This is a genomic window from Wenzhouxiangella psychrophila (genome assembly GCF_042310375.1).
GTDB lineage: Bacteria > Pseudomonadota > Gammaproteobacteria > Xanthomonadales > Wenzhouxiangellaceae > Wenzhouxiangella.
The window spans coordinates 1-14,413 of sequence record NZ_JBHJMQ010000004.1; the positions used below are offsets into that span (position 1 = coordinate 1).

A 14,413-nucleotide genomic window follows, 5' to 3' on the forward strand; every position below is an offset into this window, starting at 1 on the left:
AGTGGAAGGCCGCGCTGAACCAATTTATTATCCAATTCGAAGATCGGGTCACCGATCAACTATGAAGGCGGGCGGTTACACAGAAATCGGGACAGGCTCGGCTGAGCAACTCGACTCTCACCGCAAACGCCAACAGAATCAACACTCCGGCCTAACTTTGACCGGCATGTACAACGTCCTGGAAAAACTGCGCCGCGAAGAATCCCTGACGGACAAGGAAAAGGAAATCCACGAACAGGGCCTGGTATCCGTCCTGCGTGAACTCCACGACGACCTCGACCGCGCCGTCTTCCAAGCCTACGGCTGGGACGACCTGTCCGAAAAACTCGTCGGCTGCCCCGGCGCCACCACCCCCTGGCCCGAAAAACCCGAAGACCAACTGGAAGCCGAAGAAGAACTCCTCCAACGCCTGGTCGACCTAAACCACCAACGCGCCGCCGAAGAAGCCAAAGGCAAAATCCGCTGGCTCCGCCCCGACTACCAGGCCCCGAAAGAAACCGCCCAACAAGGCGAACTGGCAACCGACGAAGCCGAAGGCGAGTCCCCCACCAAAACACCAAAGGACCAAACCACCAAAAAACTAACGTGGCCCAAAACCCTACAAGCCCAAATCCGAGCCGTCCGCGACCAACTCGCCACCGGCCCCATGGACGCCACTACCCTCGCCACGCGATTCAAACGCAAGCCGGAGAAATCAGTTGCCCAGGTGCTAGATGCCCTTACCGATCTCGGAATGGTCGGCGAAGATGACAACAAGCAGTTTCGATTGAGAGAAGGTTAACACCAAGTTGGGCTGCCAGGACGTTCTGGCGCGGAGCTCGCGCAAGCAAGCGGGCTCACAGGTTGCCTGGCCTGCTTCAGCTTCATGTTAGGCGCGCTGTATATTCCAATCTGTATGGTGTGCACGGATTAACTCTCGCTCCACTAACTCGATTTCCGTTGGGTCATCCATAGGACAGATCCTGAGAGAAATATCTGGACGCGCCTGCGTCACCAAATTATTGAGATGGCAGTTTGTGGCCTGACCGTCGAGATAACAATTCTTCGGATGTATCTTTCCGTACCCTTGATCAATTCGCTTCTTCATTGAGTCTCTACATCGTCCAATGTAGACCAGCTTGTCTCCCCGGTAATAGGTGTACACACCCTTCAGAGGCCAGAGAGACTTATCCTTGAGTCGGAATAGCGAATAGCTTAGATCGCCATACCTATTAAGAAAGCGCCTGTAGATTTGATCGCCAGCGTTCTTCAGTTCGAGCAACGCCTCACCTAAGCGAGCAGGTAGCAGTTCCGGATGGGCAGTTGTAAACTCAACTTTCAGAGAAGCATACCTCCGATGTTCGAGCGTCTCGGCTACGGACTTGTTGTTTTTGGAGGCGAAAACGTCTCTATACACACCTTCCTCAAACGTTAAGGGGACAGGTTCAAAGTCGCGATCGAGGTGTGGTAGCTGTCGCATTGGCCCCTAACGTCTGAGCTAAGCGGCGCGGCCTTAGCCGCGTCCAGTGGAGGCCCGAAGGGCCGGAACGTACTTGAGTGGCTAGTTAAGCCAAGGTGCAGAATCCAATTAGGGAGCGTCAAACATTATCTACGTGCTTGGATTCAAGAGCGGAGCCGAAGGCGTCTACCAGAGAAGCGCACGTGTCCCAAACATTTTGAACATATGAATGCGACGGCCAGGCCTGATCTCCAAGTCCGAGATCAGATTCGAACCCGGCTTCGCTTGTCTTTCGCAAATAGGTCTCGTTTACAGTCCAACCGCAATGAATCCCCAAATCTCTTCTTGCTTTAGCTTCTATATATCGCGGCCATGTCTGTCCAATGCATGCGGACGGTACAGCTAGAAGCCCAGAAAGACGCTCAAGATATTCAGACGGCTTCTTGTAGAAAAGAGCATTTAGCCAATTGTCAGCGGCCGCCTGAACCAGCTCACTCCTAGGCTTGTCAAGTATTTCACTCAACCTAAACTCGACTGAGCCAAGCTTTTTGGGATAAGCCAGGATTACGTGTTTTACGATATCCGTGAAATAAAGCTCAACCTCGCTTACCAAATTGAACAGTAATAGCCCGGATAGATACTGCTCGGCTTCTATATCAAGCTCTTGCAAGCACTCGTTTAATTTGGTAACTGCCTTGGCGAGTTCCTCATCGTTTGTTGACTGCTCGGCCTGGCCGATCACCCATCCACTCAATGCGATCGCCTGCATTCGGTGCAAATGGCTTCGGCGGCTCTCCATTAGACGAATCAACAACAGTTCTCGATCCACTATTCTTCCTACCTGTCCAATATTCTGCCTAACGACTAGCGCAGCCGGCCGGCTTTGGAGCGCCAGCGGAAAAAGCCGGGCCGCGTTGAGGCTTTTGGTAGCGGATGCATTATTGCTTCACTCGAAGCAAGGCCGCCCCGAAACGATCATGATCTCCTGAAGGTCGATACACGTCAAAACTGTCCACCAGACGCTCATCTGCTTCAATGCGATCTTTTCTAATGCCGTCTTTTCTTTTTAATGATTGTCGCAAAATCCGCATTGGATCATTAGCAGCCTGCGGCTTACGAAAAAAAGCCAGGAACCAATTACTGCCGTTTGGGTTAAGTCGTTTCATCTTCAAAACGTCATCATGAATTTTCTTAACCCTGAAATCTCCAACTTCCAATAGGTGTGGGTATCCCCCATTCGCCGGTCGAAGCCAGATGTCAACGCGCTTAGGGGCGCCTCGTGGTCCTTGAAACGGCATTTCGTGTCGAATATCTAGATGCGCCAATTCTGGACTCATCAAGAGATGCTCATACAATGAAGCGACGATTCCGGTTTCGTAGAAAGACTGTACGTTTGGTTTGAACTTTTCGGAGCCCTTTCGTCCAGCGGTCAAGACGAAGAGCCTCGAAGCCATGGCCCAAACAGCGGGTCGAAGAAGCGCGAATATTGTTTTCGGTATCTTCGATACGCGATTCGTGCTCATTGATCAGCCGCTAACGTCTGAGCTAAGCGGCGCAGCTTTAGCTGCGTCCGGTGGAGGCCCGAAGGGCCGGAACGTCCTTCAGCGATTTGTTATGAATCAAACGTCTCTACAATTTGTTTCGCTTGTTCCGGTGAGAATTCCTTGGATTCAACAAGCTGCTTCTCAAGTTCCGCAAGGTTCTCAGCATCTAGTTCGAATGGTGTTCCAGCCGCGCTCGGTGGAATTATAGTGTGACTGCCGGGTTCGCTTGACACATTGCCTGGATAATCGTCCTTCTGCGTGGACGAAACCTTATAGCCGCCTTCAGACAACCTTTCCCCCTTGACGTCGCGGCCGTCGACTTGGATTTCAAATACCGTCTCCCAGTTTTCAGTCATCTGAGTTCCTTCATGTTGTGTTCATAACTACTAATTCTCTTGCAAAGGGATCCGGTATGGAATATCAGCGCAAAAGGCCAGAATTCTCACTGGCAGAGCGGAATGCCGCATATTCTTTGGTCTCGCCGCACACCATTTGGATGGCTGCCAGTCCCACGCCGATATAGAACACGCCAGGAGCGGCCTGCTCAACGCAGTGTCTGGACAAGAATCGCCAACGCCGATATCCATCCTGATCGCGCTTGGCTACGATCATTTCTCCCTTCAGTAATCTACAAACCCGACCTGCCCCTTCCCAAGTTCGGCCGGTTTGCGGGTCAGCCTAGCATACGCGCCGGAGCTGATGCCAGTAGTAGTATCGGTCGCCTCACCGCCCTTTCAAACACCCCCACCCAGCAGACAGCAGTAGCGAATGCCGCGCCTGAAATACGCTGAACTCCTCCGGATCAAAACCATCTCCGGCCCATCCCACGAAGTCGAGTTCATCCTCGTTGAGGGTTTCGGGTGGTGCGTTCGCGGCCTCGATCAGCCGTTGGTAGCCGGGGACACCGCCGCAATCTTCCGGCGGGCCGCGCCGGGCGCCATCGATTAGCCAGGGGATCCAGCCGGGGTCTGCTGACACGTTGGTGTCTTCGACTTCGATCCGGTGGATCCAGTCATCCCCGAAATCGTAGAGGTATTGAAAGACTCGATGCCCTCCAGGGTAATTCGGAGACGCAGGGCGGGATGACGATTCTTTCCGGGCATTACCTGGATTCACTCGGTGTTGTCGGAAAAGTGTTGTTCTCAAGCTTGCTTCGTTCATAGCTGATTTGAGAACAATGATGATTCCGCAGCGCATTAGCAAGCGGTTCGGGTCAAGCAAGTTGGTCGATGTTTCAGCGGAAACGTGCAACGCAACAGGCCCACAGTCAGATTCGATAGTCCTCGTCCGACTCCGCACCCTGCCCTTCGATCAGATGCATCGCGCGCTGCAAGAGCTGATCCGTGGACCGAAGCAGATGTTCCAGAAAGCCCTCCCGATCCAGCGTGCGGGCCTGCACGTCGACCGGAATGAAACGGGTCAGCGTGTTCCGAAAGTCCTCGCCGTGAATGATTTCGGGCAGCTGCCGCCGCATCTCCCCGGCCCATTCCGGCCAGTGTTCGACGTGGTAGTCCTCGATCTTGTGTTCGATCAGGGCCCGGTCTGGCTGTGCGCCTTTTTGCATCAACCAGCGAAGATCCCAGATGTCGCGATGGCGCACGAAGCGGCGACAATTGACCAGGGAGACCAGCTTGTCGGCCATGATCTCGTCGAGTGATTCGGTCGGCACGAGAATGTCCTCGTAGCCGTCGGGAAGAAAATCGTAGTTGCGTCGAAGTGCATGCGTCTCGCGCGTCCAGGCGGGAATGGCCGCGACCTCCACCTTGATGCGCTGTCGCGGAATATCGGGCCGCTCCGGCGCGGTAATGATGCTGATCTGCCACTTGTCTACACGAATGCCCCGCTCGCCGGCATCCGCTTTGACGGCTTTGGGCGGCTTGACGGTCACTTCGAGGCCGTAACGACTGCCGATGTCCCGCTCGATGCATTCGCGCAGGCTTTGCAGTTCGTCGGTCGCGAAATCGCTGCCGCCGACAAAATCCAGGTCCTCACTGAACCGCGGTGCCCCGTGAATCAGGCGCAGGCAGGTCCCGCCCTGAAAGACCAGCCGATCGAGCAGGCGATGGCGATCCAGTGAATGAAGGATGTCGTAGTGAAGCAGTTCCTTTTCGATGACCGGGCGCATGTGTGCGTATTCGCCGGCGGCCATGGCCTGCTCGACCTGTGCATCGAATGTCTCTTTAGCCATGGTCGGTCAGCGCCTCCTCGTCGACCAGGTGAACGTTGCGACCGACCCGCTTGAGATCGCGCCAGGCCGTGGCGGCATCCGTGATCCGCATGGGCCGCCCTTCGACATGGTAGCTATGCGCCAGGACGTCGCTGATTGCTCGCTTGGTGTGGTTGAATTCGATCACGCCATAGGGCGTCTTGTATTCACCCTTTCGTCCGGTCGTCATGACGGTCAGCCGGTCCAGCGGAATCTGAGAGATGACGCCCAACTCGGACAACATGGACTCCAGGCTCAGGTAGCTGTACTCGCCTCGCCTTAGCACCAGGGCGATTCGCTCGAGCAGAAAGCGGTCACGGCTGGCGGCGTTCGGGTTGACGTAAATGCCTCGGCAGACACGACGCAGAATACCGGCTTCGACCAGCCGGTCGAGCCCCTTGTTGAACGCGCCCGGGCTGTCGTCCGGAAAAAGCCTGGCGAGGTCCTGGGTCGCGAAGACGCAGCGGCCCTTGCGGTCCCATTCGGCCAGCTTCTGGATAGCTTCGTTTCTGGTCATCGGCAATAAGTGGACAGTAATGTCCCAATTATGGGGTATTTATGTTCACTTGTCACGCCTCGGCTTGCAGGCAAACGTTCGGCCCTTCGCGGATTGCCTGGTCGGGATCCGGAAAGCAGCTAACCCCATGATTTCTTGATGCTTAAGGCCCAATACTGTATACTTATATAGTAGTTTAGCGAGGGAAAAATCATGGCGTTGACGACCCCCATTACCCCTACCCCGCCCGATGACGAGATCCGGGAACTGGAGGATCAGATCACCGAGCTGGCCGCGCACATTCATGCCGCCAACTACCGTCTCCTGGCCCTGATTCGCCGGTTTGACGAATCTGACGGCTGGGCCGAACCCGGTTTGCGGTCCTGCGCGCACTGGCTGAACTGGAAATGCGGTATCGGCCTGAACGCGGCGCGGGAGAAGGTGCGGGTGGCGCATGCGCTGGGGGAGTTGCCGAATGTCAGTGCGTCGTTTTCGAAGGGTGAGATCAGTTATTCCAAGGTTCGGGCGATGACTCGGGTGGCTACGGCCGAGAACGAGGATCTCCTGCTGACGATCGCCCTGCACGGCACGGCCGCGCACGTTGAGCGCGCGGTGCGGCAGTTCAGGCGGGCGAAGCGCAACGAGGCGCTGGATGCCGAGAACGAGCGGCATGAGCGTCGCCGGGTGGTCTGGCGCATGGACGAGGACGGTTGCTGGTCGCTGTATGCCCGCTTCACGCCGGAACAGGGTGAGCGCATCATGAAGGCCATGGATGCGGCCGTGGACGAGATCGAGGCCGAGCAGCAGGACGTTTCCGCTGAAACGTCGCCGGAGCCGGATTTCGACAAGCCCATGCCCTGCCCCATTGCGCAGAAACGGGCCGATGCGGTGGAGCTTCTGGCCGATCGCTTTCTTTCCGGGGAAGGCGGAACGGTGAACGGCGGGGATCGCTGCACGGTGCATGTGCATACCGATGTCGATACCCTGCGCGCCGATGGTGAGGGCGCGGAATCATCGCTGGAACGTGGCGGAAACGTTTCAGCGGAAACGTCCCGGCGCCTGGCGTGTGATTGCGGGGTCGTGCCGTGGGAAGAGTCCGGCAGTGGAGACACCCTGGATGTCGGCCGCAAGACCCGCTCGATTCCGCCGGCCATTCGGCGGGCATTGCAGCGGCGGGATCAGGGCTGTCGCTTCCCCGGCTGCACGGCGCGCAAGTATGTCGATGCCCATCATGTCGTGCATTGGGCTGATGGCGGCGAGACGAAGCTCGACAACCTGGTGACCCTGTGCCGGCACCATCATCGTGCGGTGCACGAGGGCGGGTTCGATGTGCTGATGGGGGCCGATGGCGTGCCGAAGTTCTACGATCGGCGCGGCCGGTTCATTCCCGAAGCACCGGAAACACGTTACCGCGGCAACGTGTTTGCCCTGATGACCGGCAACCGCCGCGCCGGCGCGGACGTTTCAGCGGAAACGTGTATCCCGGAGTGGCATGGCGAGAGTATGGACGACGATCTGGTGGTGGAGTTGCTCTATCAGTTCGAAGCCTGAGTGGCCCGCTCGGGTTTGCCTAGGCCACCAGGCGGTTGGTTTCTTCCCTGACCACGGAGTAGCACTCGCAGCTGAGTGCTTCCAGCCGCGGACGGTCGAGCACGGTGATATGCCCGCGCCGGTAGCTGATGGCACCGAGCTTCTGCAGCTTGCCGGCTGCCTCGGTCACGCCTTCGCGGCGCACGCCCAGCATGTTGGCGATCAGCTCCTGGGTCACGGTCAGCTCATTGGTCGGCAGTCGGTCCAGGGAGAGCAGCAGCCAGCGGCACAGTTGCTGCCCGATTTTGTGGTGCCGATTGCACAGTGCGGTCTGGGCCATCTGGGTGAACAGGGCCTGGGTGTAGCGCAGCATCAGCTTGCGGATAGCCGGATCGTTTTCGAACTCACGCTTGATAGCGTTGGCCGGCAGCCGGTAGGCCGTACCGGCACTCACGACAACGGCCCGGTTGGGTGTACTGCCCGCGCACATGAGCACCGAGAGCCCGACGACGCCTTCGCGGCCCACGACCGATATTTCAGACGTGTGGCCATCGCACGTGGCGTGCACATGCCCGATGATGCAGTCGGCCGGAAAGTAGACGAAACCCTCTTTCAGGCCGGCGCCATGGATCTCCATGCCTCCTGGCAGCTCGATCTCGCGCAGCAGTGGAAACAGCCTCTCTTTCGCCTGTTGAGGCAGGAGGAAAAGCAAGTCATTCCGTTCCGGGCCCATCTTCATAGCCCTCTCCTGAAATTCACGAAAAAAGCAGAGGGATTAGCCTCCTATTGACCAATCGCCAACCAAAAGTTAGTCCCAGAACCGGCGATCCGCAATCAGGGAGTCCCCTTACTCAGGAGATCGGGTCCGGGCTGCAAGAGGTTTCAGCGGAAACGTGTATTCCCGACTGGCATGGCGAGCGTATCGACGACGATCTGGTGGTGGAGTCGCTCTTTCAGTTAGAAGCCTGGCTTTCTCAGGTCTCTCCCTGGTTTCTCTGCTGCCTGTTTGCCGGCGCTACTTCGCCGACTGGTGTCCTCGCTGCGAGCATGAGCCCGGGGATATCTTTGCCCGCCTGCGGGCGTTCGAAGTGATAGCCCTGGACCAGGTCGAAGTTGAGCTGGCGGCCGATTTCGAGCTGCTCGGCGGTTTCGATGCCTTCGGCGATGGTGGTCAGCTCCATGGTTTCAGCCAGGCCGACGATGGCGCGGGCCAGGCGTTGGCTGGAGTCGTCGGGGCCGAGATCGGATACCAGTGAGCGGTCGATTTTCAGAATGTCCACTTTGAATCGTTTCAGATAGGACAGCGAAGAATAGCCGGTTCCAAAATCGTCGATGGCCAGATTGACGCCCAGCTTTTTCAGCTGATAAAGCTGAAGGCTTGTGCCTTTGTAGGCCAGCGCTGATTCGGTCATTTCCAGCGTCAGAAGCGCCGGCGGCAAGCTGTGTCGATGCAGGGCGTCCTCCACCAGGCGGGCCAGATCGGGACGTTCCATATCGCGCGCCGAAAGGTTGACCGCGACATGCCAGGGCTCGCAACCGCGCGACTCGGCCAGGCGCCGCCATTCTGCCGCCTGGCGGCAGGCTTCCTCGAGGACGAAGTCGCTGATTTCGTGGATCAGGCCCGTTTCTTCAGCGACGCCGATGAACTCGTTGGGAGGGACCGTGCCGCGCGTGGGGTGCTCCCAGCGAATGAGTGCTTCGACGCCGACGTGTCGGCCACGGCTGATCGAATGAATGGGCTGGTAGACCAGCGAAAATTCACCCTGCTTCAAGGCGGAGCGGATGCGGTGTTCAATTCCCAGGCGCCGCACTTCTTCTGCCAGCGGGTGACGTACGGTCGGCGCCAGCAGCCAGGCGGAAACCTGTCCGATGAGGATGAAGAAGCCGGCACGGGATAGCCACTGTACGAGTTCCTGCGGACGGCCCTCCCAGACATCGGCCGGGGTCAAGGGGCCGGCGAGAATCCCGGCAATGCAGGCGACGATCAGGGCCGCCACGCGTCCGAACCGTGTGGCGGCAAACAGGATGGGCAGGTAGTACCAGTGTGGCGCCAGGACGCCGGCACCGCCGCTGGCGTAAACCAGTAGCCATGAAACCGCCAGCCCGATGCCGATAGCGCTTAACGACGTCCGTCGCGACAGGCCGACGGAAGCTCTCAACGCGCGATACGCGAGGAAACCCTCGTGCATCTTGCCAACGCCCGCGCGCGATGCATGATCGTGCTTGGTCACGATCACCCTCCTTCTTAAAGATTGTCAGTCGATCCGGCCTGCCCCTTCCCAAGATTTCAGCCGACTCGAAAGTTCACGTTAGCACATCTTCCCGTTCGTCTCGTCAGCCCCCGCCCTCTTGATCCCTCAAGTCGCGCTTGTGCTTATCGACCCCTTCTTGAAGCTGGTCTTCGACATTGCGAGCCTTGTCGACCGGGCGCTGGTAGACGCCGTCGGTATCTTCCTGTGACTCGGCTTCGGTCGCCTCGACCTTATCGGGTGCGGTGCCGTCGCTGCAGGCGCAGGCAAGAAGGAGACAGAGGCTGATCGACAGAATGGTCTTGCTGCTGATACGGATGGTCATCATGGCGGTACCGGTGTGTCTGCCAATCGGGCTTTGACCCGTTCCTGGCAAGCGTACCCCAATTACCCATCCCCGCGCACTCGCCCGCCGCGGTGCGGCGGGCAGCATTGATGCCCGGCCTTAGGGAGTGACGCGTTCGATTTCTCCGTTGACGGTGCCTTCAACGATCAACTCCGCGCGGCTGTCGATGCGCAGGTTGCCGGTGACGACTGCATCGCTGCCGATCTCCACTGTGGGCATGGCCTCGTCATAGTCGGCGTGCAGAATCAGAACAACATCGCCGTCGACCTGGCTGCCTTCGATGATGCGGATATCGCCGGACTCGGGCCAGGTCTGGCTGCCGCCCAGTCCGAAGAAGCTGCCGCCGCTGCCCGCGTCTTCTTCCCTGACCTCGATAACCACGTCGCCGCCCGATCGGCTGCCCGCCTCGAGCAGGATGTCGCCGGTCAGGGTCTGGATGCCCGCCTCGGCCGTGGCGCCACTGAGCGTAACGGCGCCGTTGCGCGTGTTGATACGGCCGGCAACGCGGCTGCCGGACTCGAGCGAGACGCCGCCATTGCGGGTCTCGACCGCGCCATCAACGACAGAATCGGGCGCGATGCTGATGCCGCCGTTTCTGGAAGCCAGTTCTCCGGTGCGGGCCTTTGAGCCGATCAGGATGCCGCCGTTGCGCGTTTCGATTGCATCGGCGGAAGTGCCGTCGCCCAGCTTGATGCGGCCATTGCGGGACTCGACGCGGCCGTACCGGCCGTTCTCTCCCAGGACGATGGCGCCGTTGCGTGTATAGACATCGCCTGCGCGCACGGATGTGCCGGTGGTGATATTGCCGTTGCGGCTATCCAGGGCGCCTTCGATGACCGCTTCGTCACCGATCCGGATAGCGCCGTTTCGGGTTTCCAGGTTGCCTTCGTGGGCGGCGCCGGCGGGAATGGAAATGCCTTCGTTGGAAGCTGCCGCCGAGGACGCGGCCAGAAGAATGGCCGAGATCATGATGAGTGTGCTTCGAATGGACATGGGACTGCCTCACTTGACGGGTCAATGTAGTGATATTCAAGCACGGGCCCGGCCCGGACGCACGTGCCAGAGGTCACGCCCGGTGCACTTTGCAGGCACAGGCTTACGCTCCGTTGACCTGCGTCAATGCGGCATGACGCGACACGGCGTATCGTCAAACGAAGAGGCCGGCTCCAACGTAGGAAAATTGATCATGGCACTTCCCCACAAACGCACACGCAGTACCCAGCCTGCAACAGGTAACGCTCTTCGCCGCCTGATGTCCCTGGCCGACTGGCCGTTCGAGGATTTTCCCGATGAAGCTTTCCTCGGCGAGTCCTGGGCCCCGGCCGTTGATCTGAAGGAAAACAAGAAGGGCTACGTTGTTCATGCCGATATCCCCGGCGTCGAACCCAAGGATATCGATGTGACCCTTGAAAAGGGCATCCTCACGATCCGCGGTAGTCGCAAGGAAGAGCATCGCGAGGAGGGTGATGACTTTCACCGGGTCGAGCGTTTCTCCGGCAGCTTTTCGCGCCAGTTCTCGCTGCCCGATGCGGCTGACGACGGTGTCGAAGCCAAGATGAAGGACGGCGTGCTGGAGATCCATGTCCCCAAGTCCGAGAAAGCCGTGGCCCGCAAGATCGAAATCAAGGGTTAAGGAGATAATTTGATGAGTGTTGCCAAAGTCGTAGAAATCACATCCGATTCCACCGAGAGTTTCGAGGATGCCATCCGCCGGGGCATTGAGCGTTCTGAAAAATCGCTCAAGAACGTCCGCGGCGCGTGGATCTCCGAGCAGAAGGTTATTGTTGAAGACGGCAACATCATGCGTTACCGCGTGACGATGCGCGTCAGCTTCATTCTCGAGTAGCCTTCAAGCCATGAAAGATTGCTGGGTTGTCGTGGCCGACAGCACCCGTGTTCGCTTGTTCTGCAAGGGCGAGAGTCAGTCGATCGATGAGTTCGACGTGATGATCAACCCGGACGCACGTCTGCGCGAACAGGATCTGGTGTCGGACGGACCCGGTCGGGGCTTGAATCGTTCCCGCGCCGGACGGTTCTCGATGACGGAGCCGCACAGCCAGCGCGAGAACGCCGAGAAGGTAATGGCAGCGGAACTTGCCGGACGACTACGTCAGGCGCGCCTGGACGGTAGCCTGAATCGTCTGCATGTGCTGGCTGCACCGCACTTCATGGGTGTACTTCGCAGCCACCTGGACGAAGAAACCCGTGAACTGATCCGCAGCGAGACGGCCAAGAACGTTTCCCGACTGGACGCCGCGGCCATCCGTGCGCAACTCCCCGAATACCTCTAGGGCTGGCGGTAGCAATCGCAAGCGGCCGCTTCCAGCTCCTGGCGATTGAGAATCCTGATTGCGCCCCGTCGGTACTGGATCAGACCCAGCACCTGCAGGTGCGTGGCAGCGGTGGAGATACCGCTGCGCCGAACCCCGAGCAGGTTGGCCAGGGTATGCTGAGTCAGCCTGATTGGAACTTCGGGATGGTGATCGTGGATCTCGAGCAGGCAACGCGCCAGCCGGGCCTCCAGCAAGTGAAATCGGGCACACAGGGCGCTGCGCGTGGCCACGGCGAAGAGCCTTGTCAGGGACCCCAGCTGGGCCATCCGCCAGGGCTCGTTTCCGAGCGCCAGGGTTCGGATTTCCTCGACATTCATCCGGAGCACCCGCAGTTTTTCGGGAACGTAGATATCGAGCAGGAAAGTTGTCCGGCCCAGGAGTGATTCCCAGCCGAGTAGGCCTTCGGTGCCAACCATCGCGACCTGCAAGCCCGTATTGTCCGTGTCCGATGCCATCAGGGAGGCGTAGCCGCTGACCGGGAAGTACACTTCATCGACAACATCTCCGCCCCGCGCAACGTGTACATCCGCTCCAAAGCTTGCGAACTCGCCCACGGCAACGATGCCGGCCAGGTCGTTCAAGGCCAGGCATTCGAGCAAGCGATTGCCGCGGGCGGTGTCGTAAACCCGGCCGGCGGGGCCGATCTCGGAAATATCGGCGGCGGCCTTCTCCATCATACAGGCAAGAGACGCATCGTCTCGCGCTTGACTGTCTGGTAGCACTCGCAACATACGCGTTCGAGGCCTTTGGGATCGATGATGCTGATGTGCCCGCGTCGGTAGCCGATCAGCCCCGCTTTCTGGAGCCGGCCGGCGGCCTCGGTTACGCCTTCCCGCCGAACACCCAGGCTGTGGGCAATCTGTTCCTGGGTGAGTTCGAGCTGACCGTGCGGCAGATGATCCGCGGCAGTCAGGAGCCAGCGCGCCACCTGATGGTAGATGGTGTGATAGCGATTGCAGCTTGCCGACACTCCGATCTGGGTGAGCAGTACCTGGGTATAGCGCAGCAGTAGCATCCGAAACGACTCGTTGCGTCCGACGAACTCACGCAACGCTGATGCCTTGAGCCGATAGGCGCTGCCGGCCACCTGTACGATCGAGTAGCCGGGCATCGATTCCGTCTCTGTGAAGGTGGACATTCCCAGAAGACCGTCGTTGCCCACGATCGCGACCTCGCAACTGTGCCCGTCCTCGAGGAACAGCACGATCGATGCGAGGGCATCCAGCGGGAAATAGGCATACTTCTGCGGGGTGCAGGTTTCGTGGATGACATCCCCGCGTTGCCACTCCACGAGGCTCAGATGAGGAAGGATGCAGGCGCGATCCGCCGGGCTCAGGCCACGAAGGATCCGGTTGCTCTCGGGCGCCCTGGCTTGCTGTTCTTGCGGTGAAATCCTGGCCAATGATGAATTCATGCTGCCAACTCTCCTACTGCTTTGGGTTGCCCCTGTAACCCTTCCCTGCGAACCAGACGACAGCGCACGATGCTGGAACCGAACTCGCGCAAGGGCTTCCAGCGCAGGAAAGAGAGGTTTCGAATCGGCACACTTTCGAGCCAGTCGACAGCCAGCGGACTGTCCGCGACCAGACGCTCGAAATCGGCGATGCGAATCTGGTTGAGCCCCCCTTCCACTTCACAGAAGCGCGTGGCTCCGTCGGGACGGAACTCGGCACGCCAGCGGATCAGGGCGCGCTCGGTGAAGATAAGGTGCGCCCAGGGAAATACCGAAAAGAGATGACCGCCGTAGGGATGCAGCCATGTCGGGCCGAAGGAAGCCATCACCTCTCCCCCGGGTTTGAGCAGCCCGCTCATTGTCTCGAGAATGCTCGCGGGGTCGCTGAAATGTTCGAAAGCGTCGATGCTGATGATGACGTCAGCGCGCTCGTCGGTGGTTTCGGCAAAATGACAGCGATCTGCAACGCCCGATCGCGTGGCACGGACCCTGGCTTTTTCAAGGAAGCGGGGCTGGATGTCGAGTCCAATCACCCGGCAGTCCGGTACCTGCTTTGCAATCATGACTGCCTGAACGCCGTCACCACAGCCAAAATCGATTAAGGTCTTGCCCCTCAGGTGATCCAGGAATTCAGGCCCGAAGTAGCGTTCCAGCTTGAGATCCTGGCCCGATTCGGGGTCGCCTCCCCTTTCCGGAGGGGGCGGCGCAATTGCCCTGAGAAGGGCGCTTCCCAGACTGCCACCAATAAATCCCATGTCTGCCTCATCCGATGGGCTCTCAAGCCAATGCGGGACGTCTGACGTCCGTGAACGAACCTG

18 protein-coding genes and 1 pseudogene are annotated in these 14,413 nt (G+C 59.1%); 5 read left to right on the plus strand and 14 right to left on the minus strand.

Annotation, left to right across the window (positions count from 1 at the left end; genetic code table 11):
* Positions 1-781 (plus strand): annotated as a pseudogene (locus ACDC66_RS06615) (hypothetical protein); the annotation flags it as partial.
* 796 nt (positions 782-1,577) lie between these two features.
* Here the strand turns inward: ACDC66_RS06615 and ACDC66_RS06620 are convergent.
* The 7 genes from ACDC66_RS06620 to abiEi all read right to left on the minus strand — a co-directional run bounded on the left by ACDC66_RS06620 (position 1,578) and on the right by abiEi (position 5,705).
* Complete coding sequence (locus tag ACDC66_RS06620) at positions 1,578-2,267, minus strand: hypothetical protein (protein ID WP_376695903.1); 690 nt, start codon at positions 2,265-2,267, stop codon at positions 1,578-1,580.
* 109 nt (positions 2,268-2,376) lie between these two features.
* A complete protein-coding gene (locus tag ACDC66_RS06625; RefSeq protein ID WP_376695904.1) occupies positions 2,377-2,871 on the minus strand; it encodes a hypothetical protein in 495 nt (164 codons plus the stop codon).
* Positions 2,872-3,050: 179 nt separating this feature from the next.
* Positions 3,051-3,338, minus strand: coding sequence for a hypothetical protein (locus ACDC66_RS06630; RefSeq protein WP_376695905.1), 288 nt, complete (start codon positions 3,336-3,338; stop codon positions 3,051-3,053).
* 64 nt (positions 3,339-3,402) lie between these two features.
* The gene (locus ACDC66_RS06635) at positions 3,403-3,594 is read right to left on the minus strand and encodes a hypothetical protein (protein WP_376695906.1); all 192 of its coding nucleotides are present in this window, start codon (positions 3,592-3,594) and stop codon (positions 3,403-3,405) included.
* Between the two features lie 111 nt (positions 3,595-3,705).
* Positions 3,706-4,203: a plasmid pRiA4b ORF-3 family protein gene (locus tag ACDC66_RS06640; protein ID WP_376695907.1), complete on the minus strand. Its 498-nt coding sequence runs from the start codon at positions 4,201-4,203 to the stop codon at positions 3,706-3,708.
* Between the two features lie 46 nt (positions 4,204-4,249).
* Entirely contained in the window at positions 4,250-5,170 is a 921-nt protein-coding gene (locus tag ACDC66_RS06645) for a nucleotidyl transferase AbiEii/AbiGii toxin family protein (RefSeq protein WP_376695908.1), read from the minus strand.
* The gene (gene abiEi, locus ACDC66_RS06650) at positions 5,163-5,705 is read right to left on the minus strand and encodes a type IV toxin-antitoxin system AbiEi family antitoxin (protein WP_376695909.1); all 543 of its coding nucleotides are present in this window, start codon (positions 5,703-5,705) and stop codon (positions 5,163-5,165) included. Before abiEi ends, ACDC66_RS06645 begins: the two co-directional genes overlap by 8 nt.
* 192 nt (positions 5,706-5,897) lie before the next feature.
* Between abiEi and ACDC66_RS06655 the strand changes: the two genes are divergently transcribed.
* Complete coding sequence (locus ACDC66_RS06655; protein WP_376695910.1) at positions 5,898-7,235, plus strand: HNH endonuclease signature motif containing protein; 1,338 nt, start codon at positions 5,898-5,900, stop codon at positions 7,233-7,235.
* 19 nt (positions 7,236-7,254) lie between these two features.
* Here ACDC66_RS06655 and ACDC66_RS06660 read toward each other — a convergent pair whose 3' ends face one another.
* The 4 genes from ACDC66_RS06660 to ACDC66_RS06675 all read right to left on the minus strand — a co-directional run bounded on the left by ACDC66_RS06660 (position 7,255) and on the right by ACDC66_RS06675 (position 10,802).
* Positions 7,255-7,953 carry a Crp/Fnr family transcriptional regulator gene (locus ACDC66_RS06660; RefSeq protein ID WP_376695911.1) on the minus strand — a complete coding sequence of 233 codons (699 nt, stop codon included), beginning with the start codon at positions 7,951-7,953 and terminating at the stop codon, positions 7,255-7,257.
* A gap of 235 nt (positions 7,954-8,188) precedes the next feature.
* Positions 8,189-9,445, minus strand: coding sequence for a putative bifunctional diguanylate cyclase/phosphodiesterase (locus ACDC66_RS06665; protein WP_376695912.1), 1,257 nt, complete (start codon positions 9,443-9,445; stop codon positions 8,189-8,191).
* Between the two features lie 103 nt (positions 9,446-9,548).
* The gene (locus tag ACDC66_RS06670; protein WP_376695913.1) at positions 9,549-9,791 is read right to left on the minus strand and encodes a hypothetical protein; all 243 of its coding nucleotides are present in this window, start codon (positions 9,789-9,791) and stop codon (positions 9,549-9,551) included.
* 117 nt (positions 9,792-9,908) lie between these two features.
* On the minus strand, positions 9,909-10,802 hold the full coding sequence (locus tag ACDC66_RS06675) for a DUF4097 family beta strand repeat-containing protein (protein WP_376695914.1): 894 nt from the start codon (positions 10,800-10,802) through the stop codon (positions 9,909-9,911).
* Between the two features lie 193 nt (positions 10,803-10,995).
* On the opposite strand from ACDC66_RS06675, the gene ACDC66_RS06680 reads away from it, so the two are divergent.
* From ACDC66_RS06680 to ACDC66_RS06690, 3 genes are read left to right on the plus strand one after another with little or no spacing between them, the layout of a single operon-like run.
* Positions 10,996-11,442: an Hsp20/alpha crystallin family protein gene (locus ACDC66_RS06680; RefSeq protein WP_376695915.1), complete on the plus strand. Its 447-nt coding sequence runs from the start codon at positions 10,996-10,998 to the stop codon at positions 11,440-11,442.
* A gap of 12 nt (positions 11,443-11,454) precedes the next feature.
* Positions 11,455-11,655: a dodecin family protein gene (locus ACDC66_RS06685; protein ID WP_376695916.1), complete on the plus strand. Its 201-nt coding sequence runs from the start codon at positions 11,455-11,457 to the stop codon at positions 11,653-11,655.
* A gap of 10 nt (positions 11,656-11,665) precedes the next feature.
* Positions 11,666-12,100, plus strand: a complete 435-nt coding sequence (locus ACDC66_RS06690) for a host attachment protein (RefSeq protein ID WP_376695917.1) — start codon at positions 11,666-11,668, stop codon at positions 12,098-12,100.
* Here ACDC66_RS06690 and ACDC66_RS06695 read toward each other — a convergent pair.
* Genes ACDC66_RS06695 through ACDC66_RS06705 form a run of 3 tightly spaced genes read right to left on the minus strand, consistent with a single transcriptional unit; the run spans position 12,097 to position 14,350 of the window.
* Positions 12,097-12,819, minus strand: a complete 723-nt coding sequence (locus ACDC66_RS06695) for a Crp/Fnr family transcriptional regulator (RefSeq protein WP_376695918.1) — start codon at positions 12,817-12,819, stop codon at positions 12,097-12,099. The genes ACDC66_RS06690 and ACDC66_RS06695 overlap by 4 nt on opposite strands.
* On the minus strand, positions 12,816-13,556 hold the full coding sequence (locus tag ACDC66_RS06700) for a Crp/Fnr family transcriptional regulator (protein ID WP_376695919.1): 741 nt from the start codon (positions 13,554-13,556) through the stop codon (positions 12,816-12,818). Before ACDC66_RS06700 ends, ACDC66_RS06695 begins: the two co-directional genes overlap by 4 nt.
* Positions 13,553-14,350 (minus strand): class I SAM-dependent methyltransferase, encoded by a 798-nt coding sequence (locus ACDC66_RS06705; protein ID WP_376695920.1) that lies wholly within the window; start codon positions 14,348-14,350, stop codon positions 13,553-13,555. Before ACDC66_RS06705 ends, ACDC66_RS06700 begins: the two co-directional genes overlap by 4 nt.
* Positions 14,351-14,413: the final 63 nt, after the last annotated feature.